Source organism: Rhodococcus sp. 14-1411-2a (genome assembly GCF_002259485.1).
Classification (GTDB): Bacteria; Actinomycetota; Actinomycetes; order Mycobacteriales; family Mycobacteriaceae; genus Rhodococcoides.
The window spans coordinates 388622-414653 of sequence record NZ_NPGA01000015.1; the positions used below are offsets into that span (position 1 = coordinate 388622).

General features: G+C 64.6%; 18 protein-coding genes. 10 read left to right on the top strand and 8 right to left on the bottom strand.

Features of this window, described 5'->3' with window-relative positions; genetic code table 11:
- Positions 1–53: 53 nt before the first annotated feature.
- The 4 genes from CH291_RS15585 (at position 54) to CH291_RS15600 (ending at position 11293) form a co-directional block, all read left to right on the top strand.
- The gene (locus tag CH291_RS15585; RefSeq protein WP_094688094.1) at positions 54–2630 is read left to right on the top strand and encodes an aminotransferase class III-fold pyridoxal phosphate-dependent enzyme; all 2577 of its coding nucleotides are present in this window, start codon (positions 54–56) and stop codon (positions 2628–2630) included.
- A gap of 514 nt (positions 2631–3144) precedes the next feature.
- A complete protein-coding gene (rpoB, locus tag CH291_RS15590; RefSeq protein WP_094687957.1) occupies positions 3145–6651 on the top strand; it encodes a DNA-directed RNA polymerase subunit beta in 3507 nt (1168 codons plus the stop codon).
- Positions 6652–6747: 96 nt separating this feature from the next.
- The gene (locus CH291_RS15595) at positions 6748–10704 is read left to right on the top strand and encodes a DNA-directed RNA polymerase subunit beta' (RefSeq protein WP_094687958.1); all 3957 of its coding nucleotides are present in this window, start codon (positions 6748–6750) and stop codon (positions 10702–10704) included.
- Between the two features lie 199 nt (positions 10705–10903).
- Positions 10904–11293, top strand: coding sequence for a VOC family protein (locus CH291_RS15600; protein WP_094641133.1), 390 nt, complete (start codon positions 10904–10906; stop codon positions 11291–11293).
- Positions 11294–11448: 155 nt separating this feature from the next.
- Here CH291_RS15600 and CH291_RS15605 read toward each other — a convergent pair whose 3' ends face one another.
- Positions 11449–11868: a VOC family protein gene (locus CH291_RS15605; RefSeq protein ID WP_094668733.1), complete on the bottom strand. Its 420-nt coding sequence runs from the start codon at positions 11866–11868 to the stop codon at positions 11449–11451.
- A 121-nt stretch (positions 11869–11989) separates the two neighbouring features.
- On the opposite strand from CH291_RS15605, the gene CH291_RS15610 reads away from it, so the two are divergent.
- Positions 11990–13603: an alkaline phosphatase D family protein gene (locus CH291_RS15610; RefSeq protein WP_094687959.1), complete on the top strand. Its 1614-nt coding sequence runs from the start codon at positions 11990–11992 to the stop codon at positions 13601–13603.
- 9 nt (positions 13604–13612) lie between these two features.
- On the opposite strand, the gene CH291_RS15615 is transcribed toward CH291_RS15610, so the two are convergent.
- Positions 13613–13954, bottom strand: coding sequence for a hypothetical protein (locus CH291_RS15615; protein WP_094687960.1), 342 nt, complete (start codon positions 13952–13954; stop codon positions 13613–13615).
- Positions 13955–13999: 45 nt separating this feature from the next.
- Complete coding sequence (locus CH291_RS15620; protein WP_094641135.1) at positions 14000–15640, bottom strand: GMC oxidoreductase; 1641 nt, start codon at positions 15638–15640, stop codon at positions 14000–14002.
- A 133-nt stretch (positions 15641–15773) separates the two neighbouring features.
- Between CH291_RS15620 and CH291_RS15625 the strand changes: the two genes are divergently transcribed.
- Positions 15774–16724 carry an endonuclease/exonuclease/phosphatase family protein gene (locus CH291_RS15625; protein ID WP_179276557.1) on the top strand — a complete coding sequence of 317 codons (951 nt, stop codon included), beginning with the start codon at positions 15774–15776 and terminating at the stop codon, positions 16722–16724.
- Between the two features lie 17 nt (positions 16725–16741).
- Here the strand turns inward: CH291_RS15625 and CH291_RS15630 are convergent, their stop codons facing one another.
- On the bottom strand, positions 16742–17116 hold the full coding sequence (locus tag CH291_RS15630) for a VOC family protein (protein ID WP_094687962.1): 375 nt from the start codon (positions 17114–17116) through the stop codon (positions 16742–16744).
- 93 nt (positions 17117–17209) lie between these two features.
- On the opposite strand from CH291_RS15630, the gene CH291_RS15635 reads away from it, so the two are divergent.
- On the top strand, positions 17210–18178 hold the full coding sequence (locus tag CH291_RS15635; RefSeq protein WP_179276558.1) for an MsnO8 family LLM class oxidoreductase: 969 nt from the start codon (positions 17210–17212) through the stop codon (positions 18176–18178).
- Here CH291_RS15635 and CH291_RS15640 read toward each other — a convergent pair.
- On the bottom strand, positions 18154–19053 hold the full coding sequence (locus CH291_RS15640; RefSeq protein ID WP_068053390.1) for a LysR family transcriptional regulator: 900 nt from the start codon (positions 19051–19053) through the stop codon (positions 18154–18156). The two genes, CH291_RS15635 and CH291_RS15640, sit on opposite strands and share 25 nt — an antisense overlap.
- Positions 19054–19183: 130 nt before the next feature.
- On the opposite strand from CH291_RS15640, the gene CH291_RS15645 reads away from it, so the two are divergent.
- Complete coding sequence (locus tag CH291_RS15645) at positions 19184–20506, top strand: NAD(P)/FAD-dependent oxidoreductase (RefSeq protein WP_094687964.1); 1323 nt, start codon at positions 19184–19186, stop codon at positions 20504–20506.
- A gap of 2 nt (positions 20507–20508) precedes the next feature.
- Here the strand turns inward: CH291_RS15645 and CH291_RS15650 are convergent, their stop codons facing one another.
- The 3 genes from CH291_RS15650 to CH291_RS15660 all read right to left on the bottom strand — a co-directional run bounded on the left by CH291_RS15650 (position 20509) and on the right by CH291_RS15660 (position 23068).
- Entirely contained in the window at positions 20509–21165 is a 657-nt protein-coding gene (locus CH291_RS15650) for a response regulator transcription factor (RefSeq protein ID WP_094687965.1), read from the bottom strand.
- On the bottom strand, positions 21162–22412 hold the full coding sequence (locus CH291_RS15655) for a sensor histidine kinase (RefSeq protein ID WP_179276559.1): 1251 nt from the start codon (positions 22410–22412) through the stop codon (positions 21162–21164). The genes CH291_RS15650 and CH291_RS15655 overlap by 4 nt, the downstream gene beginning before the upstream one ends.
- A gap of 80 nt (positions 22413–22492) precedes the next feature.
- Positions 22493–23068 (bottom strand): hypothetical protein, encoded by a 576-nt coding sequence (locus tag CH291_RS15660; RefSeq protein WP_068053415.1) that lies wholly within the window; start codon positions 23066–23068, stop codon positions 22493–22495.
- Positions 23069–23249: 181 nt separating this feature from the next.
- Here CH291_RS15660 and CH291_RS15665 point away from each other — a divergent pair, with 181 nt between their 5' ends.
- Entirely contained in the window at positions 23250–24581 is a 1332-nt protein-coding gene (locus CH291_RS15665; RefSeq protein ID WP_094687967.1) for a hypothetical protein, read from the top strand.
- A complete protein-coding gene (locus CH291_RS15670) occupies positions 24578–25981 on the top strand; it encodes an outer membrane protein assembly factor BamB family protein (protein WP_094687968.1) in 1404 nt (467 codons plus the stop codon). The genes CH291_RS15665 and CH291_RS15670 overlap by 4 nt, the downstream gene beginning before the upstream one ends.
- Positions 25982–26032 lie beyond the last annotated feature (51 nt).

The following is a 26032-nucleotide window of genomic DNA, read 5'->3' on the forward strand; positions in this document are numbered from 1 at the left end:
AATAGACGCTCGACAGCCAGGGGTGGATCCGATGAAAACGGAGCATGCTGGTCATGACTGACACAACCATCGATTATTCCGTGCTGGAATCCAGGTCCGGTCGTTCGGGCTTTGCCGAGCACGTCAATCCCGAACTGTATCGGCTGTTGTCTGCGCTGAACTTGGATCGCGAGTACGTGCGGGGCGACGGGACGGTTCTGTTCGACGCCGCGGGTCGTCGCTATCTGGACTTCGCGGGCGCATATGGGGCGCTGCCCTTCGGCCACGGCCCCACTCCGATCTGGCAGGCGATCAACGATGTTCGCTGCAGCGGGGAGGCGATCTTCGTGCAGCCGTCGGTGCTGACGGCAGCGGGTGAATTGGCAGATCGGTTGGGGCGCATCGCACCCGACGGGTTGACGCGGACGACGTTCGTCAACAGTGGTACCGAGGCCACCGAGGTGGCGCTCAAGATCGCACGAGCGCACACCGGTCGGCTGGGTGTACTGACCACCGGGAACAGTTTTCACGGCAAGACTCTGGGCGCTTTGTCTGCGACGGGAAACATCAAGTATCAGAGCGGTTTCGGTGCACCGGTCGAGGGATTCGATCACATCGAGTTCGGTGATTCGGACGCGCTCGACGCGACCCTGGCGGCGGCACCCGGGCACTATGCGGTGTTTCTGGTGGAGCCGATTCAGGGTGAGGGCGGGGTGGTGTGTCCACCCGACGGGTACCTGCGTCGCGTGCGGGAGATCTGTGATCGGCACGGGGTGCTGATGGCTCTCGACGAGGTGCAGACCGGGCTCGGCCGGACCGGCAGGATGTTCGCCGCCGAGCACGAGGGTGTGGTTCCGGACATTCTCACCGTGGCCAAGGCGCTCGGGGGAGGGATCGTGCCGGTGGGTGCGGTGTTGTGTGCGCCGAGGTTGGTGGACGAGAGTTTCGCGCTCCGTCACACGTCGACCTTCGCGGGGAACGCGTTGGCCGCGCGGGTCGGTATCGCGGTTCTCGACGAGTTGACTCGAGACGACTGCGCTCTGGTGCAGAACGTGGCCGTTCTCGGGCGGCAGCTGAAGAACGATCTCTCCGTGCTGGCCGAGAAATATCCGTCGGTGGTCACCGCAGTGCGCGGTCGCGGACTGTTGCTGGGCCTGGAACTCACCGCGGACGTGAACTTCGTCGGGCGACAGTCGTTGCTGGGGTCGATTGCCGATCAACACAATCTGGCCGTGGTGATCTGCTCGTACTTGCTCGATGTCGAGGGGATACGTGTGGCTCCGACTCTGTTCGGTACCAGAGTGATTCGGATCGAACCACCGTTGACGGTGTCGGCGGTGCAGTGCTCGCGGCTGGTCGCGGCGTTGGATCGGGCATTGGGTTATGCGGCGGTGGGGGACCTGGACGGATTGTTCGGGCATCTGCTGGGCCGCCCGACCGTCGCCACTCCGCCCGCGCTCGAGGCGTTGCGCCCGGGTCGGACGCCCGATATCGCTGTGCGACCGGCCGATCGACGCTTCGCGTTCATCGCGCATCCACTCGATCTCGGATTCTTCGCTGCGTTCGATCCGGCGCTGGAGGTGTTCGACCACGGCGAGCGGCAGGACCTGCTCGAGCGGTTCGCGGCATCGACGTCCGAGCTCGAACCTGCGTCGTTCGTCATCGGCAGCGGCCGAGTCGTCGGGGGTGAGGAGGCGACGGCGCACGGCGATCTGATCGGGCTGCCGTACACCTCCGAGCAGTTGCTGCACCTGCCGACCGAGCAGGCTCTGCGGGTGGTCGGCAGTGCCGTCGAACTGGCGATCTCACGCGGTGCGACGGTGGTCGGGTTGGGCGGTTATTCGTCGGTGATCACCGGGAACGGGTTGGGCCTCGGCGCGACGACGCGACCGATCACCACCGGCAACACGTTCACCGCTGCGGCGAGTCTGCGGGCTGTTCGACGCGTGTGCCGTGAACGCGGTATCGATGTCGCGCGGGCTCGGGTGACGATTCTCGGTGCCGCCGGCGCGATCGGGCGAACCATCGGCATGCAGCTGGCCGGTGAGGTCGGCAGCATCGTGCTGGTCGGTAGGCGGGGGGAGAGTTCGGTCATCGCGCCCAAGCTGTGGGCGGCCGCGCAGGAGATGGTGGCGAGCGCTCGGGCCGGTGCGGGTTCGGGAGATCTGGCCGCTTCCGCGCACGCGGTCGACGGTGATCTGGACGATCTGATCAGGTCGCGGCACGTCGAATTCTTCACCGATCCTGTTGCTGCGGTGAAGGATTCGTTGATCGTCATCGCTGCGACGTCGGCGCCGCATGCGCTGATCGATCCGACGGATCTGATGGAGGGTGCCATCGTCTGCGATGTTGCGCAGCCGCCGAACATCGGCCGGGACGTGCGCAGTGAGCGGCCCGACGTGACGGTGTTCGACGGCGGCATCGTGCGGGTGCCGTCGGGCTCGGATTTCGGGTTGACCTACGGGTTGGCTCCGGGGCTGACGTACGCCTGCATGGCCGAGACGATGCTGATCGCGTTGTCCGGTGAGTTCGGACTGCGCAGTATCGGCACCACCCTCGACGGAGACAGCGTGGAGCGGTTGGGTGAGCTGGCGGACGTCCACGGTTTCGCGCTCGCCGAGGCCACGCGGTGGCGCGAGGGCGACCGGTAGACGGCAGGGGGCGGGGCGCGTCGGTTCCCCGCCGGGCGGCCCGCCCCCCGACTGCGTCGATGGACCATTGCATACGTCTCGGCGGTGCAATGGTCCATCGACGCGACTGGTTCGAGTGCGGTATCACGAACAACGGATCGGGCCGAACCTCTTGACGAAGGGGGCGGCACGGTTCACTCTTGTCGTCAGGAGCACCCCCAGTGGGTTCTGAAGCGCAGTGGTTTGATGAGCGCAGTGGTTTTGGGCGTTCGGCAGGCGACACGCTTTCGTCGAGTCGGCGCGTGAATGGACCCCGGGTGCTACTTTTGATGCCCCCGTTGCGCTGTGCGCACATTTGGGGTACCTTTGGACGTTGCGCTGGCTGCCTCCTGTCCACCTCTCGATCACTGTTACCCGAAAGCACGTTTTCGGGCCGCTGTGATGGGGATTCGGTCTGGTTGCACCAGCCGAAATTCGCCCCACATATAGCAAACAGATACAGCGGCGGTCGCACTGCACGAGCGACCCGCGTGAGGTGCTGGAAGGACGCATCTTGGCAGTCTCTAGCCAGACCAAGGCAGTTGTCGGAACACCGGGAGCCCCGAGGAGGGTTTCGTTCGCGAACATTCGCGAGCCGTTGGAGGTACCCGGTCTCCTCGATGTACAGACGGATTCGTTCGAATGGCTGGTAGGTGCGCAGAGTTGGCGTGACCGTGCCGCCGCCCGCGGAGACAGCAGTGTCGCCGGTGGACTCGAGGACATCCTGACCGAGCTCTCTCCGATCGAGGACTTCTCGGGCTCGATGTCTCTCTCCTTCTCCGACCCACGATTCGACGAGGTCAAGGCCTCGACCGATGAGTGCAAGGACAAGGACATGACGTACGCGGCTCCGCTGTTCGTCACGGCCGAGTTCATCAACAACAACACCGGTGAGATCAAGAGCCAGACGGTCTTCATGGGTGATTTCCCGATGATGACCGACAAGGGCACCTTCATCATCAACGGCACCGAGCGTGTCGTCGTCTCGCAGCTGGTGCGTTCGCCGGGCGTCTACTTCGATCACTCGATCGACAAGACCACCGAGAAGGACCTGCACAGCGTCAAGGTCATCCCCGGTCGCGGTGCATGGCTCGAGTTCGACGTCGACAAGCGCGATACCGTCGGTGTCCGCATCGACCGCAAGCGTCGCCAGCCCGTCACGGTGCTGCTGAAGGCTCTCGGCTGGTCCACCGAGCAGATCACGGAGCGCTTCGGCTTCTCCGAGATCCTCATGGCCACGCTGGAGAAGGACAACACCGCCGGTACCGACGAGGCGCTCCTCGACATCTACCGCAAGCTGCGTCCGGGCGAGCCGCCGACCAAGGAGTCGGCGCAGACCCTGCTGGAGAACCTGTTCTTCAAGGACAAGCGCTACGACCTCGCTCGCGTGGGTCGTTACAAGATCAACAAGAAGCTCGGCCTCAACTCGGGTCAGCCCATCGTGGCGTCGACCCTCACCGAGGAAGACATCGTCGCGACCATCGAGTACCTGGTGCGTTTGCACGCAGGTGAGACCTCGATGACCGCACCCGACGGCGTCGAGGTTCCGGTCGAGGTCGACGACATCGACCACTTCGGTAATCGTCGTCTGCGTACCGTCGGAGAGCTCATCCAGAACCAGATCCGCGTGGGCCTGTCCCGCATGGAGCGCGTCGTGCGCGAACGTATGACGACTCAGGACGTCGAGGCGATCACGCCGCAGACCCTGATCAACATCCGTCCCGTCGTCGCTGCGATCAAGGAGTTCTTCGGAACGTCCCAGCTCTCGCAGTTCATGGACCAGAACAACCCGCTGTCGGGTCTGACGCACAAGCGTCGCCTGTCGGCACTAGGACCCGGCGGTCTCTCTCGTGAGCGCGCCGGCCTCGAGGTCCGCGACGTGCACCCCTCGCACTACGGCCGCATGTGCCCCATCGAGACCCCGGAAGGCCCGAACATCGGCCTGATCGGATCGCTCTCGGTGTACGCACGCGTCAACCCGTTCGGGTTCATCGAGACCCCGTACCGCAAGGTCGTCGACGGCAAGGTCACCGACGATGTCGATTACCTGACCGCCGACGAGGAGGATCGCCACACGCTCGCGCAGGCGAACTCTCCGGTCGACGACTCGGGTCACTTCATCGAGGACAAGATTCTCGTCCGTCGTAAGGGTGGAGAGGTCGAGTTCGTCTCGTCCGACGACATCGACTACATGGACGTCTCGCCGCGCCAGATGGTGTCCGTCGCAACCGCGATGATCCCGTTCCTCGAGCACGACGATGCCAACCGTGCCCTGATGGGCGCGAACATGCAGCGTCAGGCCGTCCCGCTGGTTCGCAGCGAGTCGCCGATCGTCGGAACCGGCATGGAGCTGCGTGCAGCTGTCGACGCCGGTGACGTCGTCATCACCGAGAAGACCGGTGTCGTCGAAGAGGTCTCCGCCGATTACGTCACGGTCATGGCCGACGACGGAACCCGCAAGACCTACCGGATGCGTAAGTTCGCGCGCTCCAACCAGGGCACCTGCGCCAACCAGCGTCCGATCGTGGACGAGGGACAGCGCGTCGAGACCGGCCAGGTCCTCGCCGACGGCCCCTGCACCGAGAACGGTGAGATGGCACTCGGCAAGAACTTGCTGCTGGCGATCATGCCGTGGGAGGGCCACAACTACGAGGACGCGATCATCCTGTCTCAGCGCCTCGTGGAAGAGGACGTTCTCACCTCGATCCACATCGAGGAGCACGAGATCGATGCTCGCGACACCAAGCTCGGTGCCGAGGAGATCACTCGCGACATCCCGAACGTCTCCGACGAGGTCCTCGCAGACCTCGACGAGCGCGGCATCATCCGTATCGGTGCCGAGGTTCGTGACGGCGACGTGTTGGTCGGAAAGGTCACGCCGAAGGGCGAGACCGAGCTGACCCCCGAGGAGCGCCTGCTGCGCGCCATCTTCGGTGAGAAGGCTCGCGAAGTTCGCGACACCTCGCTCAAGGTTCCGCACGGCGAGAACGGAAAGGTCATCGGCATCCGCGTCTTCTCGCGCGACGACGACGACGATCTGCCTCCCGGCGTCAACGAGCTGGTCCGCGTCTACGTGGCTCAGAAGCGCAAGATCCAGGACGGCGACAAGCTCGCCGGCCGTCACGGCAACAAGGGCGTCATCGGCAAGATCCTCCCGCAGGAGGACATGCCGTTCCTGCCCGACGGCACCCCGATCGACATCATCCTCAACACCCACGGTGTTCCGCGTCGTATGAACATCGGTCAGGTCCTCGAAACCCACCTGGGTTGGATCGGCAAGACCGGTTGGAACGTGCAGATCGCCGCGGACGGCACGAAGCCCGATTGGGCCGAGCGTCTGCCCGAGGAGATGTTGGCGGCTCCGGCCGACAGCAACATCGCCACCCCGGTGTTCGACGGTGCCAAGGAGAATCAGCTCGCCGGCCTGCTGGAGAGCACGATTCCCAACCGCGACGGTGAGCAGATGGTCGGATCCGACGGAAAGGCCACGTTGTTCGACGGCCGCTCCGGCGAGCCGTTCCCGTACCCGGTGTCGGTGGGCTACATGTACATCATCAAGCTGCACCACTTGGTCGACGACAAGATCCACGCTCGTTCGACCGGGCCGTACTCGATGATCACGCAGCAGCCCCTCGGTGGTAAGGCTCAGTTCGGTGGACAGCGCTTCGGTGAGATGGAGTGCTGGGCCATGCAGGCCTACGGTGCCGCGTACACGCTGCAGGAGCTTCTCACCATCAAGTCGGACGACGTTGTCGGCCGCGTGAAGGTGTACGAGGCAATCGTCAAGGGCGAGAACATCCCCGAGCCCGGTATCCCCGAGTCCTTCAAGGTGCTCCTCAAGGAGCTCCAGTCGCTGTGCCTCAACGTGGAGGTGCTGTCCTCGGACGGCGCAGCCATCACGATGGCCGACGGTGACGACGAAGACCTCGAGCGTGCCGCAGCCAACCTGGGAATCAATCTCTCCCGCAACGAAGCTGCCACGGTCGACGACCTCGCTCAGTAGTTCTGTGGTCTGCCGGATCCGCCCAGTGCGGATCCGGCAGGCGTTTCTCTCATTTGCTCTTCCAGCACAACACCCATAACGGGGAAAGGAAGTTACGTGCTCGACGTCAACTTCTTCGATGAACTTCGCATTGGCCTTGCCACTGCGGACGACATCCGTCAGTGGTCCTACGGCGAGGTCAAGAAGCCGGAGACCATCAACTACCGCACGCTCAAGCCCGAGAAGGACGGCCTCTTCTGCGAGAAGATCTTCGGCCCCACTCGGGACTGGGAGTGCTACTGCGGCAAGTACAAGCGCGTCCGCTTCAAGGGCATCATCTGTGAGCGTTGTGGCGTCGAGGTCACTCGCGCCAAGGTGCGTCGTGAGCGCATGGGCCACATCGAACTGGCTGCTCCGGTCACGCACATCTGGTACTTCAAGGGTGTGCCGTCGCGTCTGGGCTACCTGCTCGACCTGGCTCCGAAGGATCTCGAGAAGATCATCTACTTCGCTGCCTACGTCATCACCACGGTCGACGACGAGCTCCGTCACAACGAGCTCTCGACGCTCGAGGCCGAGATGGAGGTCGAGAAGAAGGCCGTCGCAGACCAGCGCGACGCCGATCTCGAGGCTCGTGCGCAGAAGCTCGAAGCCGACATCGCCGAGCTCGAAGCCGAGGGTGCCAAGTCCGACGTGCGCCGCAAGGTCAAGGACGGCGGCGAGCGCGAGATGCGTCAGCTCCGTGACCGCGCGCAGCGTGAGCTCGATCGTCTCGAAGAGATCTGGACCACGTTCACCAAGCTCGCTCCCAAGCAGCTCATCGTCGATGAGCTCGTCTACCGCGAGCTCATCGACCGGTACGGCGAGTACTTCACCGGTGCCATGGGTGCCGAGTCGATCCAGAAGCTCATGCAGACCTTCGACATCGACGCCGAGGCGGAGTCTCTTCGCGAGACCATCCGCAGTGGCAAGGGTCAGAAGAAGCTGCGCGCGCTCAAGCGTCTGAAGGTCGTCGCTGCGTTCCAGGCCGGCCGTAACTCCCCGATGGGCATGGTCCTGGACGCTGTCCCGGTCATCCCGCCGGAGCTTCGTCCGATGGTGCAGCTCGACGGTGGACGTTTCGCGACGTCCGACCTCAACGATCTGTACCGCCGCGTCATCAACCGCAACAACCGCCTCAAGCGTCTGATCGATCTCGGTGCTCCCGAGATCATCGTCAACAACGAGAAGCGGATGCTGCAGGAGTCGGTCGACGCCCTGTTCGACAACGGCCGTCGTGGACGTCCGGTCACCGGACCGGGTAACCGTCCGCTCAAGTCGCTGTCCGACTTGCTCAAGGGCAAGCAGGGTCGTTTCCGTCAGAACCTCCTCGGCAAGCGCGTCGACTACTCGGGCCGTTCGGTCATCGTCGTCGGCCCGCAGCTCAAGCTGCACCAGTGTGGTCTGCCGAAGCTGATGGCTCTCGAGCTGTTCAAGCCGTTCGTGATGAAGCGTCTGGTGGATCTGAACCACGCGCAGAACATCAAGTCGGCCAAGCGCATGGTCGAGCGTCAGCGTCCGCAGGTGTGGGACGTTCTCGAAGAGGTCATCGCCGAGCACCCCGTGCTGCTGAACCGTGCACCCACCCTGCACCGGTTGGGCATCCAGGCGTTCGAGCCGCAGCTCGTCGAGGGCAAGGCCATCCAGCTGCACCCGCTCGTGTGTGAGGCGTTCAACGCCGACTTCGACGGTGACCAGATGGCTGTCCACCTCCCGCTGTCCGCCGAGGCTCAGGCCGAGGCGCGCGTGCTGATGCTGTCGTCGAACAACATCCTTTCGCCGGCATCGGGCCGTCCGCTCGCCATGCCGCGTCTGGACATGGTGACGGGTCTGTACCACCTGACGCGTCTGGATGCCGGTGCTGTCGGCGAGCGCGCCGACGCCAAGACCGACACGGCCGAGTTCGGGGCGTACTCCTCCCCGGCCGAGGCTCAGATGGCCGTCGATCGTGGATCGCTCACGGTGCAGTCGCAGATTCGGGTTCGTCTCACCACGCAGCGCCCGCCGCGTGACATCGAGAACGAGCTGTTCCCGAACGGCTGGAACCGCGGCGATGCATGGACCGCGCAGACCACTTTGGGACGCGTGCTCTTCAACGAGCTGCTTCCGGCGGACTACCCGTTCGTCAACGAGCAGATGCCGAAGAAGCGTCAGTCGACCATCATCAACGATCTCGCCGAGCGTTACCCGATGATCGTCGTCGCGCAGACCGTCGACAAGCTCAAGGACGCCGGCTTCTACTGGGCCACGCGTTCGGGTGTCACCATCTCGATCTCCGACGTCCTCGTGCCGCCGGAGAAGCCGCAGATCATGGAGACCTTCGAGGCTCAGGCCGATCAGATCGAGAAGAAGTACCAGCGCGGCGCACTCGACAAGGTCGAGCGCAACTCCGCACTGGTCAAGATCTGGCAGGACGCGACCGAGCAGGTCGGTAAGGCCATGGAGGCGCACTTCCCCGACGACAACCCGATCCCGATGATCGTGAAGTCCGGCGCAGCCGGAAACATGACTCAGGTTCGCTCGCTCGCCGGCATGAAGGGCTTGGTGACGAACCCGAAGGGTGAGTTCATCCCGCGTCCGATCAAGTCTTCCTTCAAGGAAGGCCTGACGGTTCTCGAGTACTTCATCAACACGCACGGCGCTCGTAAGGGTCTGGCCGACACGGCGCTTCGTACCGCCGACTCGGGCTACCTGACGCGTCGTCTGGTCGACGTCTCGCAGGATGTCATCGTTCGGGAAACCGACTGTGGCACCGAGCGCGGCATCGTCACGACGATCGCCGAGAAGACCGCCGACGGCAAGATGATCCGCGACGCTCACGTCGAGACCAGCACGTACGCCCGCACCTTGGCGAACGACGCTGTCGACGAGAACGGCACGGTCATCGTCGCTCGCGGACACGATCTCGGTGACCCGGCCATCGACGCGCTGCTCGCTGCGGGCATCACGTCGGTCAAGGTTCGCTCGGTGCTCACCTGCACCACCGGTACTGGCGTCTGCGCCACCTGCTACGGCCGCTCGATGGCCACCGGCAAGCTGGTCGACATCGGTGAGGCCGTCGGTATCGTTGCCGCACAGTCCATCGGTGAGCCCGGAACCCAGCTGACCATGCGTACCTTCCACCAGGGTGGTGTCGCCGGAGATGACATCACCGGTGGTCTGCCTCGCGTGCAGGAGCTGTTCGAGGCACGTGTGCCGAAGGGCAAGGCTCCGATCGCGGACGTGTCGGGACGCATCCAGCTCGAGGACGGCGATCGTTTCTACAAGATCACCATCGTCCCGGACGACGGCGGCGAAGAAGTTGTCTACGACAAGCTCTCGAAGCGTCAGCGTCTGCGCGTCTTCAAGCACGACGACGGCACCGAGCGCCTTCTGGCGGACGGTGACCACGTCGAGGTCGGCCAGCAGCTCATGGAAGGTGCTGCCGATCCGCACGAGGTGCTGCGCGTGATGGGTCCTCGCCAGGTTCAGATCCACCTCGTCAACGAGGTCCAGGAGGTGTACCGGTCGCAGGGTGTGTCGATTCACGACAAGCACATCGAGACGATCGTTCGCCAGATGCTCCGTCGCGTGACGATCATCGACAGCGGCTCCACCGAATTCCTGCCCGGTTCACTCACCGAGCGCAGCGAATTCGAGTCGAGCAACCGTCGTGTCGTCTCCGAGGGTGGCGAGCCCGCAGCCGGACGTCCGGTCCTGATGGGTATCACCAAGGCGTCGCTGGCCACCGACTCGTGGTTGTCGGCTGCGTCCTTCCAGGAGACCACTCGTGTGCTCACCGATGCGGCGATCAACTGCCGCAGCGACAAGCTCATAGGTCTCAAGGAGAACGTCATCATCGGTAAGCTCATCCCGGCTGGTACCGGCATCAACCGGTACCGGAACATCACGGTGCAGCCGACCGAAGAGGCGCGTGCCGCCGCATACGCGGTGCCGTCGTACGACGATCAGTACTACAGCCCGGACGGCTTCGGCCAGGGAACCGGCGCTGCAGTGCCGCTCGACGACTACGGTTTCTCCAACGAATACCGCTAGAGCGACTTCGTCGCACGTGCACGGCTGAGTTTTGGGTCGCTTCGCAGGGTCCGCTCCTGCCTCGTAGCCCACTACGAGTTTTCGTTCACGACGACAGAGCCAGCAGACAAAGCCCCGCATCGACTTCGGTCGATGCGGGGCTTTGTTGTATATCTGGGGTGCGCGGTGAGTTTTCGATGCGCCTCGAGTCGGTACCGGCATGACCAACCAAACCCCCAGCACCATCGTGAACATCGGCGTGGCCATGTTCACCGTCGCAGACCAGGATGCCGCTCTCGAGTTCTATTCACGCGTGCTCGGTTTCGAGCTGCGCGACGATACGCGTTTCGGCCCCGAGGGCGAGTATCGGTGGGTCGAGGTGGCCCCGCCCGGTTCGACGGCACGTCTGGCCTTGAATCCGCCGATGGGTGACTCGCCCGGCGGGTCCTCGATCGGTGTGGAAACCCCCGACGTCGAGGCGGAACATGCGCGGCTGGCCGCGATCGGCGGTGTCGACATGGACGCAATGTCCGGGACGGAGGACGGTGCGCCGCCCATGTTCGTGCTGCGTGATCCCGACGGCAACATGGTGTGGGTGGTTCAGGCCTGAATCGCACACCGGGCGGGTGGACCACCACGATCTACGGCGGCTACTGCGACGGCACTGTTGTCATGGATGTTGCTGCATATCCTGTCTCACCGCTGCCCGTCCTGCCGCCGATGTTCGGCAGTAGCTGACCGACTGAGAACGCGTTCGTCGAATCATCAGTGATGGCAGACGGCTTCGAGGTCGATGCCGTTGAGATCGCGGACGAATGATCCGTAGTACGTGGCGTGGTATTCCGGCTGCAGCCCTGGAGGCCTGAGCTCGATCGCTCCTGCCGAGAGTGCCGCGGCGTGGAAGGCATCGACGGTGGCGCGATCCGGGGCGCTGAAGGCGAGATGGGTGTGCGGTCCGATGGCCGAACCCGGTGCGTCGACGATCCAGAAGAAGGGCTTCACCTGCGCCCAGCCGAACGCGATCATGGCGAGTTGGTTCGCCTCGGGGGTGTGCGGTACCCGCATGATCTCGCTGATCCCCAGTGGTTTCAATACAGCGCCGTAGAACTCGGCGCTGGCGTCGAGATCGGCGACGCCGATGTTGAGGTGGTCGATTTGGGATCCTGTGCGGTCGGTGTTCGTCATGCGTTCGAGTTTTGCCGTGATTGCGGACGACTCAGGTCCTGAATCGAATGGAAATTTCGTGTTCATGTGCCCTTTCGATCGACGACGCGCACAGTTCGTTCGGGCGCGACAGCCTCGAAGGATGGTGAGACGGGGTAACGAGATACGGTTCGGTTCGGACATCTCCATGCGAGCGGGGGCCACACGTCGACAGTTTCTGACGTGGAGTGCGCTGGTGGGGGCGTTGGCGTTCACTCCGGGACTCGCGGGAACCACGGCGCAGGCCCAGTCCGTGGTGACGCCCGATTACCCGTTCCGCCTCGGCGTGGCATCCGGCGATCCACTGCCCGATTCGGTGGTGCTGTGGACCAGACTCGCTACCGATCCCTTTGCGCCACTGGGCGGAATGACGCCTGGCGTCGTGCCGGTGCGGTGGCAGATCGCCGCGGACGAACGATTCGTGAACATCACCCGCGAGGGCGTCGAGCTTGCCACCGAGTTCGACGGCTGGTCGATTCACGTCGACGTCCGAGGGCTGGAGCCTGCTCGCGAATACTTCTATCGGTTCCTTGTCGGACCGCACTCCAGCTCGGTCGGCCGCACCAAAACCGCACCGGCGCTGGGCCAACCGTTGAGCAGGCTCGATTTCGCGTGGGCGTCGTGCCAGAAATGGGAGGACGGCTACTTCGGCGCGTACCAGGACCTGGCGGCGTCGAATCTCGATGTGGTGTTCTTTCTGGGCGACTACATCTACGAGTACGCGATCAAGGACGAGGGTGCTCGCAAGGGTGAGCCGCGTACCGAGTCGGCTGCCCGAGAGACCATGGTACTCAACGACTATCGAGACCGGTATGCGTTGTACAAGGCGGACGAGAACCTCGCCGCGGCCCATGCGTCGGCACCGTTCGTCTCGACGTTCGACGATCACGAGGTGGACAACAACTGGGCCTCGCAGATCAGTCAGGACGACGACGATCCGCGAGAGTTCCTGTTGCGCAGAGCCGATGCGTTCAAGGCGTGGTGGGAGAACACTCCGGTTCGGTCGAACCTGAAGCCCGTCGGCCCGGACATGACGGTCTATCGCCGGTTCTCGTTCGGCGATCTGGTGGACTTCTCGGTACTGGACACGCGGCAGTACCGCAGCGATCAGGCGCACGGGGACGGCGAGCATGCGCAGGACGCGGAGACGGCCGATCCGTCGCGCACCATAACCGGTGCAGCGCAGGAGAAGTGGATTCTCGACGGGTTCGCATCGCCGTCGACGTGGAACTTCCTGGCGCATCAGACGGTCATCTCGGACTTGGCTCGTGGGCTCGGTAGCGATCGCAAGGTCGGGATGGATCCGTGGAGCGGATACGAGGCGTCTCGGCACCGAATTCTGGACGGAGCCAGGGATCGTGGCGCGAAGAACGTCGCGTCGATCGTCGGCGACATTCATCGCACGATCGTCTCCGAACTGCGACGCGACTACCAGGATCAGGTGTCGCCGATCCAAGGTGTGGAGATCGCGGCCACGTCGATCGCGTCGGGCAAGGACGGTGCCGATGTCGACGCCGCCGGGGCGGCCATCGCCGAGGCCTCACCGCACGTCAAGTACGGCAATGCTCGCCGCGGCTATCTCCGCAGCACGCTGACGAACACCGAATGGCATTCGGAAGTGAGGGTTCTCGATGCGGTGTCGACGCCGGGCAGGCCGGTTCGCACCGCCGCAACCGTCACCGTCCCCGAAGGCCGCCCCGAGATTCAGTTGGGTTGACGCCGACGGTCACTGACGAATGGCGAACATCGGCATCGCAAGACCGAGCAGCATCACGGTGAACAGGAACCATGCCGCGCCCTGCCAGATCGGCCACGTGCCACCGGCTCGGTAGGACTTGTATCCCAACGTCAGAGCTCCGATCCCGCCGAGGAAGCACACCGCAGGCACCGACGCGGCCAACACAGGACTGGTGCGGTCGACGATCAGGAACACCGCGGTCAGGGCCGCCGCCACCGCCACGACGCCGGAGCAGTATCCCGCAGCCTTACGGCGGGCACCGGGGTCGTTCCAGCGCTTTTCGACGTCGCGGTCGGCGATGGTGCGTTCGGTCGGGTCGTTGACGGGCATACCTGTGGGCTACCCGTTCGGCGCGGGTCTACCCACTTCGGACGGTCAGCGACCGTCGGCGATGATCTGCGCGACGTTGCGTTCGGCCAACGCGGTGATGGTGAGCGACGGGTTGGCGGCTCCGGTGCTACCGGGGATCAAAGCACCGTCGACGACGTAGAGCCCGGGGTGACCCTTCACCCGCCCGTAGTTGTCGGTGGCGTCGCCCAGTACCGCGCCGCCGAGTGGGTGGGCGGTGAAGGTGTCGTCGACATCGCGGGTGAACGGTTCGGCTGCGACGACGGTACCGCCGGCCTGAGCCATCCGATTCTGCACTGCGCGCAGGGCTTCCACGGTGTCGCGGCTGCCCCCCTTCGGCCAGTTGAGGGTCAATGTGTCTGTGGCGGAATCGAATCCGAAGTTTCCACGCAGGGGGTCGATGGTCATGCCGAGGGAGCCGATGAAACCGAGATTCACCGGAACGCCCGGCACGTACCAGTTCTCGACGGTCAGTGGCAGTCCTGAGTCGTCGACGATGCGGGATGCGCACGGCGCACCCTGCGGCCCGGCCGACATCGGCCCCAGTGACCGCGTCATCGACGCGTCGCCGTTGGTGCCCCATCCGGTGCCGACGAATTCGTTGAGGTTCGCCAGCGCACCGGTGGTGCGGGCGCGCATCAGCAGCTCGGTGGTGCCGATGGACCCCGCTCCGAGGACGAGGGTGTCGCAGGTGAGTGTGCGTGTCTCGAGTACGGTGCCGAACGGGTCGAGGCGTTCGATCTCGACGCGGTAGCGCCCGCCGGATTCTGTGCCGATCGCCGCGACGCGATGGCTGTGACATACCGTCGCGTTGCCGGTGGCCTCGGCCTGGGGGATGTAGTTCTGGGTCAGGTCGTGCTTGGCACCGTTGGAGTTGCCGAAGGTGCTCGCGCCGACGGTCGCGGACGGCCTCGAGCGGCCGCCGATCTCGTCGCGGACGACGTTCCAGTTCCAGTTGCCGTCCACTGCCTGCGGGGTGAAGCCGGCCCGCCTGGCGTGGTCGTCCCAGGTGCGTGAGTGTGCGAAGTTCGGGCTGTTGTAGACGTCCTCGGGCATCGCCGACGGCCGGAGCATCGAGCGCGCCTTGGGGTACCAGGTGGCGGCCATCTCGTCGTAGTTCAGTCGTCGGCCGAAGGAGAGGTCGAAGAACTTCTTGTCGGGGGCGATGGTGACGCCGGTGTAGACGATCGAGCCGCCGCCGACGGCAGCGCCGCGCCAGACGGAGAGGTTCTCGTAGCGGGTGGTGTCGAGGACGCCGCCGAACAGGTCGACCGGCCCGACGGGCATGCCGGTGATGTTGGTGAACGAGCTCTGCTGCCACAGTCCGCGTCCGTCGGCGGTCATATCGGCGGTGAAGATCTCGCGCCACGGATCACGTGGCCAGCGCAGTCCGCGTTCGAGGACGGTGACCTGGGTGCCGGCCTGCGCCATGCGGAGGGCGGCGGCGCTGGCACCGAAGCCGGAGCCGATGACGATCACGGGTGAGTGGTCCGGTGGGCGCGGGGGGTCGGCGAACAGCTCGGGAACCAGTGCTCGGATGCCTTCGGCACCGATCGGCAGCGCGCCTGCTGTGGCGGAGCCCGGCATTGCGGCCGAGTTCAGGACCGGAGCGGCGGCAGCGCCGAGCATTCCGGCAGCGGCCAACCGCAGCAGTTGCCTTCGGTTCACGGAAAGTCCCCCTACTTGACTCACGGACAGCGTTGTCGATTCTGTCGTGTTTGCGGCGAGAAAGCGAACAGTTCGGTCGGTCTCGAGGATGCTTCCCAGCTCGGCCTCAGGTTTGCCTGTAAGACTTCCGCTCATGGTTTCGGCATCGTTGGCCCTGTTACTGCTCTTCGCAGCGGTACTCGGCATCGTGGCGCACCTCGTCGACGCGCGGGGGCAGGCGATGCTCGTTGCCGCGTCTTTGGCACATGTCCTCATGCTCGCCGCGGTGCCCGGCACTGCACTCGCGGCCGTGGCGTTCGGGTGGTGGGGGCTGGCTGCGGGGGCGGCTGTACTGACGGGTGCCATCGCAACGCAGCTGCCGCTGCAGAGGCACCGTCCACTACACAGACACCGCTCCCGGACGACGACCGAGGCACCGACTCTGACGGTCCTGCACGCCAACATCTGGCTGGGACAGGCCGATCTCGACGCGTTGGTTGCGCTGGTCGAGCAACACCGCCCGGACGTGCTCACTCTCGTAGAACTGACGCCCGAGGCCGAGGCCCGTCTTCGCCCGAGACTGTCCGGCTCGTTGCCGCACGCGTACGTCAGCGCCGCCCCCGGCGGCGAAGGTACCGGCATCTACAGCCGCTTCCCGCTCGTCGACGAGCAGCGGCACGACGGTTTTGTCACCGAATTGCTCTCTGCACGGGTGGAGATGCCGGGTCGGCCGCTGGTGTTCGCGGTTCACCCGGTGCCGCCGTGGCCGCGGGAGCCGTCCGAGTGGGTTCGCGAGCTCGCGCTGCTGCGTCAACTACTGGCCAAGATCCCCGTCGACGACGGTCCCGTGGTGGTGGCCGGCGACTTCAACGCGACGCAGGATCATCGGCGGTACCGAGATCTACAGGACGGCCGGTTCGTCGATGCCGCGGTGGCCACCGGGGCCGGGATGCTCAGGACGTATCCGGCGCACACCTGGTACCCACCCGTCATCGCCATCGACCATGTTCTGGTGGCGGACATGGCGGTTCGATCGGTCGAGCCGGTGACGATCACCGGTTCCGACCACCGCGGCATCCTGGCTCGGCTGCAGTTTCGGCACTAGGTTCAGGGCTGCGCGGTTCAAGGCTGTGCGGGCAACTGCTGCACCGACCACTTGTTTCCGTCGGGGTCGGCGAAGTAGACGAACGTGCCCCAGCCCTCGTCCTCGGGTGGATCGATGGTCAGACCCGCCGACGTGAGGTGCTCGTAGGCCTCCTGGACGTCGTCCACGACCATCAGAATCCCCGCTCCCTTGCCCGGTTCGGCGTCGGTGATGCCCTCACCGATCGCGATGGAGCACGCCGATCCCGGGGGAGTGAGCTGGACGTACCGGATCCCGTCCCAGGGGCGCGCATCGTGGTCGGCATTGAAGCCGATCGAGACGTAGAAGCCCTTGGCGCGATCGACGTCGGTGACTGCCAGGGTGACAAGTTCGAGCTTCATGGTGAGGTTCATGAACCGATGATGAGCGCTATTGCGGACATCATCGGTCCGCTATGAACGAACACTTCGAGAAATATGCCCGACGCCTCGTCGGTTGACATATCCGTGTTCCTCTCACTGCTCGACAGATCCCGCACTCGGTCCGGAATGGACGACGCCTCGGCGCTGCGGCATACCGTCGAACGAGCGGTGCATGCGGAGAAGATCGGGCTGCACCGGTTCTGGGTGGCCGAGCATCACGGCGTTCCCGGTATCGCGTCGGGCGCGCCCGCGGTACTTGCTGCGGGGGTGGCGTCGCGCACCTCGCGCATTCGCGTCGGATCCGGCGGGGTGATGCTGCCCAATCATCAGCCCCTGATCGTGGCCGAGCAGTTCCTGATGTTGGAGTCCCTCTTTCCGGGCCGAATCGACCTCGGAGTCGGCCGCTCCCTCGGATTCACCGAACCGGTCCGCGCAGCATTGCGCCGAGACCGTGACGCGCCCGACACGTTCGAGTCCGACATCGCCGAATTGCGTTCGTATCTGGACGGTTCGGCACCGGTGACGGCCCGCCCTGCCACCGCTGCTCCACCGGTGTTCGTCCTCGCCACCGGAGCCGGTCTCGAGGTGGCCGCTCGCGCCGGGCTTCCGGTGGTCGTCGGTGGACCGGTGCTGCAGAAGGATCATCCGTTGGCGTTGTATCGCAAGCACTTTAGGCCCACGCCCTCGAATCCCGAACCGTACGTGATCATCTCGCTCGACGTGACGATCGCAGCCGACGCCGAGGATGCACGTAGGTTGGCCGTGCCGGAGGCATGGGCGATGGCCAGGTCCAGGCGCGAGGGCGAGTTCCCAGCTCTGGAACGAGCGTCTGCGATCGACGAATCGCAGTGGACGCCGCAGACACGGAACCGAATCGAGGCGTCGTTGGCGTCGAGCATCCTCGGCACGATCGGGCAGGTCCGTTCTCGGTTGGAGGAGGTTGTCGAGCGCACCGGCGCGAACGAGATCATGGCCTCGACGTCCACATACGATCGCGCCGAATTGTTCGACGCCGATGCCGCGTTCGCTCAGCTCGCAGGGGTGGCGGGCTGAACCGGTGCTGTCGCAGCCAGGGCCGCCACGAGGTCGCGCTGGATATCGGTGGCGGGCACGGTCGCGTCGACGACGGCCGAGACCGGGAGCCGCAGCCTGCGGTCGGCTTCGGTGCGGAAGACCAGGCCGGTCTTGGGGGTGCTGTCGGCGGTGCTGGCGTACAGGATGGACCAGCATTGCGGGTTCTTGAGGAGCTCGGCGCTGGCGGTGTGATCGGACGCCACGGGTGGGCCGAAGCTCAATGGCAGCCCGCTGCGCTTCATCTCGCGTTCGATCACCCGGTGCAACAGGATTTGCTCGCTCCGTTTGGGAAGTAGCAGGGGGTAGCCGGCGAGCTGGCTCAGGCTCGGGTTGTCTTCACCCGCCAGAGGATGACCCTCGGGGAGGACGACGACGAGGTCCTCGGTCCACAGTTCGGTCACGTGCAGACCGGAGCGTTCGACGCTGCCGCGGATCAGCGCCACCTGGCAGTCGCCGGATGTCACCGCTTCGATCTGTTCTGCGAATCGTTTCAGCACGAAGTCGATCTCGGCGTCGGGATGGCGCTCGCGGACCGCGACGATGGCGGAGATGGCGTTCGCTGCGAACGTCATGTTTCCGGTCAGGCGCAGCTGGTTCCGCTTGCGCGTCGTCAGTGCCAGGGCGGCCTGCTCGAGCTCCACCATGTGCCGGGCAATGGAGACCAATTGTGCTCCGACAACGGTCAATCGAACGGTACGAGAGGTCCGCTCGAACAGCGGCTCACCGATTTCTCGTTCGAGCTTGGAGATCTGCAGACTGATCGCCGATTGCGAGACGTAGCAGCGTTCGGCAGCGCGTGAGAAGTTCAGTTCCTCGCCGACCGCGAGGAAGTACTTCAGCTGCCGCAGTTCCATGTAGACATCCAATCATGAGTTCTACTCATAGATGCTATTTCAACTTCCGCGTTGATAGAGCATCGCGGTCGGAGTTTCATGGAGGTAGTTCTTCGTAGAGGAAAAGACTCGAGCCGAAAAGGAAAGTGCTGTGCAAACGTACGACGTCGTCATCGTGGGATCGGGATTCGGAGCATTGGCTGCCGCCAAGTCTCTGGGCAAGGCCGGTGTGACGTTCTCGCTGATCTCCAGCACCACCGAACACCTCTTTCAGCCGCTGCTCTACCAGGCCGCCACCGGAATGCTCTCGACCGGCGAGATCGCCCCTCCGATCAGGCGCATCCTCTCTCAGTACGAGTCGGCCGACGTGCGTCTCGGACGCGTCGTCGATGTCGATCCCGATGCTCACCAGGTCACCTATATCGGTGCCGGGCAGAGCCACACCATCGGCTTCGGTCGATTGATCGTCGCCACGGGTGCCACGCAGGCGTACTTCGGCCGCGACGAGTTCAAGGACCGCACGTTCGCGCTCAAGACCGTCGACGACGCGATCGCTCTGCGTGAGCAGATTCTCAGCTGCTACGAGACTGCGCACCTGACAACCGATTCGGCTGCTCGCAAGGAATTGCTGAGCTTCGTCGTTGTCGGTGCAGGCGCGACGGGTGTCGAGCTGGCCGGTCAGATCAGGGATCTCGCGCACCGCTATTTCGCCGGATCGTTCCCGGATATCGAACCCGACGACGTCACCGTCACCCTCGTCGACGGAGTCAAGGAAGTTCTGCCCGCATTCGGCGGCAAGCTCAGCGCGTACGCCCGTACGAAGCTCGAGAAGTCCGGCGTCGACGTCGTCACCGGGGCCATGGTCACCGACATCGCCGACGACGTCGTCACGGTGCAGGATGTCGACACCAAGACCTCGCGTACCTACCCGGCCAAGACTGTCATCTGGTCGGCAGGCGTTCAGGCCAGCGACCTCGCGGCCACGATCGCCGAGCGCACCGGGTGCGAGACCGACCGTGCCGGACGCCTTCTCGTGCACGACGATCTGACGGTCGGCTCGGCGAAGGACATCTACGCGATCGGCGACGTGACGTCGCTGCACAAGCTCCCCGGACAGTCGCCGGTCGCGATGCAGCAGGGCAGGCACGTGGCGAAGATGATCATCGGAAAGGTCGACGCGGGAACACCGTTCGAGTACACCGACAAGGGCAGTATGTCGATCGTCGGCCGGTTCAGTGCGGTGGCGCGACTGTTCGGCAAGGTCGACATGTCGGGCCCGATCGCCTGGCTCATGTGGCTCGCGGTGCACCTGATGTACCTGGTCGGCTTCCGGAACCGCTACGTCGCGGTGGTGTCGTGGATGACCTCGTACATCGGCGACAAGCGACCGCACTTCCAATACACCGACCACTCTGCCTCGCTGGTCGAGCGCGCCGATGAGACTGCCGATGACGAGGAGCGAAAGGCGGCCTAGCTCTACCGGCTGCTCACGAGGCCGTTGCGGTAGGCCCAGATCACCACGTGCACTCGGGTTTTCACGTCGAGTTTGCGGCAGATGTTACCGATGTGGGTCTTCACCGTGCTCTGTTCGAGTTGCAGTTCCCGCGCGATCTCGTTGTTGCCCAGGCCCTGCGCCAGTAGTTGCACCACTTCCATTTCTCGCAGGCTCAGGTCGTGTTGCGGCGGAACGGAGTTGGGCCGACTCGGCGCGCCGCGGCGGGCGAACTCGGTCATCAGGCGCGGGGTCAGTCGAGGAGAGAGCACCGCTCCGCCGCAGGCGACGGTGACCACCGCGTCGGCGAGTTCGTCGGGATCGGTGTCCTTGAGCAGGAAGCCCGACGCCCCGGCATCGAGGGCAGCGAACACGTACTCGTCGAGGTCGAACGTGGTGACGACGATGACGCGAACGTTGTCGAACTGCGCCAGTATCTCGCGCGTTGCGGTCAGCCCGTCACCGTTCGGCATCCTGATGTCCATCAGCACGACGTCCGGTTTCAGGGTCGATACCTGTTGCACGGCATGTCTTCCCGAGTGCGCGTGCCCGACCACTTCGATGTCGGGATGGCCCGCCAGGAACAGCTCGAATCCCTGCCGAACCACGGGTTGATCGTCCGCGATCAGAACGGTGATCATGCCGGCACCTCCTGCGCCCGAGAGATCTTTCCGCCGACGGGCAGTCGAGCGTGCACGGTCCACGTCGTTCGGTCGTCGGAAAATCCGGCGTCGAGGGTCCCGCCGAGTAGAGCGGCCCGCTCCCGCATACCCGGAATGCCGAATCCCTGTCCTGTGGACTCGCGCTGCTCTGTCTCGTCCGACGGCATCGTGTTGGTGACGGTCACCTCGACGGTCGACGAACCCACGGTCACCTGCACGCGCACAACGCAGTTCGGCGCATGGACTCGGGCATTGGACAACGCTTCCTGAACGACGCGGTAGCACGTCAGTTGCACGGCGCTGTCGGTATCTTCTTTGTCTGCCACGATGCTCGTCTCGACGCGCTCGAAAGAGATTCGAGACTGTTCGATCAGTTCGGCGATGTCGGAGATCATCGGTTGCGGTGCAGTGTCGGTGTCGAAGCTGAGGTCGGTGTCGAAGCTGTAGGCCGTGTCGCTCGGTCGCAGGATGCCGACGATCTGGCGCAGGCTGTCGAGGGTGCGCTGGCCGTGTCCGATTGCGCCGGTGAGTAGTTCGCGTGCCTGCTCGGGGTTGCTCGGGATGAGGGTCTTCGATGCTTTGGCTTGGATGAGCATGCCGGTCAGGTGGTGAGCCGCAACGTCGTGGAGTTCGCGCGCCATGGCTTTTCTCTCGTTGTCCAGCGCCGCGTCGAGCTGCTGTCGGTGTTCGATCTCGGCTCGGCGGAGGGCAGCCTCGTTCTCGAGCTCCTGGGCTCTGTTCCGTGCGATGTACTTACCCAGAGCGATGAGCACCGTGTAGTTGACGGCGAGGTTCACGACCTGCTCGGCCACCACCCCGATCGTGCCACCGGGTCCGGCTGCGGCATCGGGAAAGGACAGTCGGGTGTCGACGCTGACGACGGTCTCGAGGATGAGGCCGACGGCGAGGGGAGCGAACAGGCGTGGCCCGGTCACTCGAATTGCCAACGCGGCGATCGCAAACCAGTACAGCGGGGTGAATCCGAGGGTGCGGTCCGGCAGAACCAGAATCAGCGCGACGCTGATCGCAACCACCGACAGGTACGACACGACGGGAAACGATCGGCGCACACACGTCGCGGCGGTCATCGCCAGCAGGGCAGCGATACCCACTGCGATCAGGGTCGGGCTGCGGACGAGTTCGTCTCTGGTGTCACCGACCATGCCGGTGGAGAGTTGGAATCCGGCGTAGACGAGCGTGGCCAGGAACATTTCGAGCGGCAGCACCACTGGATTTCGCGGTCGCCAGGCGGGTCGAAACCTGCGCAGTGTCTTGGAACCAGCCAGTGTCCTGGAACCTCCCACCATCAGAGTCGACTCCTTTCTCCTGCCGCATCTTTCGAGCTCGAGTTGTGCTTGCCGGCCACCCACAGCGGTCCGGTGACGAACCAGAAGAACGTGATGACTCCGAGTGGCTGGATCACGGTCTTCAGTGCCGCTGCCTGCTCCGAGTCTGCCACGGTGTACGCGAGGCCGTACGTGATCACCAGTGCGATAGTCGCGGCGACCAACCACTTCACGAATCCGCGGATCTCGTTGCGGTAGGCCTGCGGACCGGTCTTCGGGGCCTTGACCGGTGCGGGTCCACCGGCAAATCGGTGTGCGAAGCGTACGTCGAGCCAGGCGACAGTGGAGTGCGCGAACACGACGGTCCATCCGAGGTAGATGCCGGCGAGGCGGTGTGCGAATTCGACGTCTCCGCCGCGGTGCAGATCGAGCGCCACCGCCCCAATCAACACGAGGTCGAGGGCCGGGAGCAGGGCGAGCGTGATGGTGCTGGCGCGTCGCATGCGTGCCAGGTAGCGCAGGCACAGGCCGCCGATCACCAGAGCCCAGAAGCCGATCTCGCAGATCGCGATAGTGAGCAGAATCGGATTGTCCATGGACCCGATCTCACCGCAGCCGACGTGCACGCGATACCCCCGCGGAGGCGTCGTCGCTGGTGGTTCGGCCGAAGGTACGACGCTGCGCTCCACCGAAAGTCGTAGCTCGACCGAAGGCCGATAGCTCCACCTGAAGTCGTGGAGCGTCGAGTCTTGTGAACGGCAGGCTAGGCTTCTCGCCGTGATAGACCTCGGCGCGTTGCACCTCGGAGCGCTCGGGCGTCAACCGAAGATTTTCTGGGTCTTCGTCGCTGTCGCTGTGGTCGCGGCAGGAGTCATCGTCGTGGAGTCACGCGCGTCCGGTCCTGCGGACGTCGAGTTGCCGGATACGCCTGCGTCGAGCGGGTTCAGCGCGTCGAACTACGACCAGGGTGAGTCGTCGACCACGATTCCGGGGTGTGATGCCGTCGTCGTTCCCGAGTCCGGGGAATTCTCAGGGGCGTACTTCCGCCTCGAGGGAGGACGCTACGACGACCCCCGTTATCCATGGTTCTCCGGGCGCAAAGCTACTGCGCTGTCCGATGCGCTTGTTTCTGCGTTGCCGGCCGAGACCGCCGTCGAGTTCGCAACACCCGGTACGTTCGCGTTCGGTGCCGAATCCGCGTTTCGATTCGGTCCTGTCCAAGGTCCCACGTCCGAAAGCTCTGTCGGCGATGGTCCGACGGATGATCTGTCGATGTTCGCGAGCGCCACTGCCGCCGGGTTGCTGATTCGCAACGGCAGGGGTGCCGACGTGACGGTGACGATCTCGAAGTCGACTGCCGGTGTACCGCCCTGTGTCGGTGGCAGTCTCGATCGCAGGCAGGTCGCAGCCGACGGTACGGTCGTGGACACGAAAGAGTCCACCGGCGAAGACGGTGGTAGAACAGCGGTGGTCAGGACGGCGACTGCATACGCATCCGATGGAACGACGTTGCAGGCCAACGCAAGCCAGTTCGTGTCTTCGGACGAAGCAGTGTCCATGAGCGACCTGATCTCCCTGGTGTCGTCGAGCGAGCTGCGAATCGGTGCAGCGGTGCCGGACGGAACCCGACCCCCTCCTCTGCCGTGTGACACGCGAGTTGGGTCGCAGGATGGACCAGCGGTGACTCGCGCCGACGCAGACCGTATCGGTCGCGCTCTGGACCAGGCTCGAATCCGCGCGCTTCGGGCCGTGATCGTGCTCGAGCAGCCGCTGGCACCGATGCAACGGAGTTCGTTGTCCCACGACTCGTTGTGTGCAGCCGGAACAATTCTGACGCCGGGATCGGAAGGCGTTGTGACCGTGGCGATCACGGGTGGACAGCCGCTCCCGGAAATTCCCGACGTATATGACCCGACGGCTGATCGCTCGGTCGACACCGTGCGCCTGCCCGACGAATCGATGTCCGAGAGATCGAAGCGCGGCGTCAGGACCGTGACTGTGACCCGGCCGTCGGGCACTCGTGTCCGTATCTCGTCGACATCGGCGGGCGAGCTCGTCACGGTCGGCAATCTCGAGTCCATCGCGACGGCACCGGGCCTGGACCTGTGAGCACCCGATGGCCGGTGTGGACAGCGGGAGCCGTGGCGTTGGCGACTGTCGCTGCTGCGGTGATCGTTGTCGCGCAGGACGACGACCCGGCAATCGCGACTGCCCCCTCATGGACGACCACAGCTCCGCCGACGGTTCCGCGTGCGCCGGAAGTCCAGTGGTCCAGATCTGCAGAGGCCGTCTACGGCCGCGAATTCGCGCAGTTTCGTGATCCTGGTGCAGGCGGACGGCTCAATCCCAGCGCAGCGAGATTCATCGATGCGGGCGGGGTGTATGTCGCGTCGGTGGGTCTGCCGGATCCTGCTACCGGGAATTTCGACGCTCCCGCGATGGTGGGCCTCGACGCAACGGATGGATCCACACTATGGCGGCGAGACGATCTCCGGGTGGACTCCTGTGCCGACCGGCCGTTGTCGGGATACCTCGTCTGCCTCTCCAGCACCGAGTCGGAGAATCCGGAATCGACGATCGTCACGGTGGACACCACGACCGGTGCTGGTCGTTCTGTTCGTGTGCCGCAACGTGTGTTCGCTGTGGGAACCGACGGGTTCTCGCTCTACTCGATCAGTTCCACTGTCACGCAAGCAGGTTACGAGGGAACACCGCAGCTCGCCAAGGGTTCTGTGGACGATGTCGGGCGCGATTGGGTCACCGAATTTCCCGGCGAGGCCATTTACGCGGGTATGCCGGGGCCGGTCATCACCATCGACGGAAACTACGGCCTGGGCCGGTTCGGTTCGACGGCAATAGGATTCGACTCGGTCACTGGAACGATCACGTGGTACCGGGGTTATCCCGACAGTTGCGTGTCGCAACCTTTTCGGGTGCAACCGGCACTGGTGATCATGACCGAGGCGGTGTGTACGCAGTCCCAGACGTACGCCGGTACCGTCGCGCTCGCCTCGGATGGTCGAACTGTCGCCAGAGCTCCGCTGCCGGTGTATCCCTTTCTCGAGATCGACGATCCAACGGACCTGTCGCTGCCGATGGTCGTCGGTGACAGTGCGTTCGATCGGACGACCGGAGAGTTTCTGTGGTCGAGCCCGCTGTTGGCGTCGACCAATGGCGTAGCTGTCGTCGGGGATGTGGTGATCGCACGTGCTCCCGGAACAGCTCATGTGACGGCATTGGATCTGAGAACCGGTTCGGTTCGGTGGGAGAACGATCCCGATGACTACTACCCGATCACGGCGTACGCCGACGGTCTCGCGTACTCCACCGTCGGCGGGACCGTGGAATCGATCGCGTTGGATGACGGTACGACACGTCGGCGGTTGGAGATCGAGCCGACGCCGGACCCCTATGCAACGAATCGGTACCTGGCATCGTGGGTGATCGAATCCGCCGACCGTCTGGTGTATTCGTCCACAGCCACGATTGCCGTCGTCGACCGCGGGTAGCTGCTGTCGGTGCGCCTACAGTGGAAGTACGCAAACGGGACATACGAAACA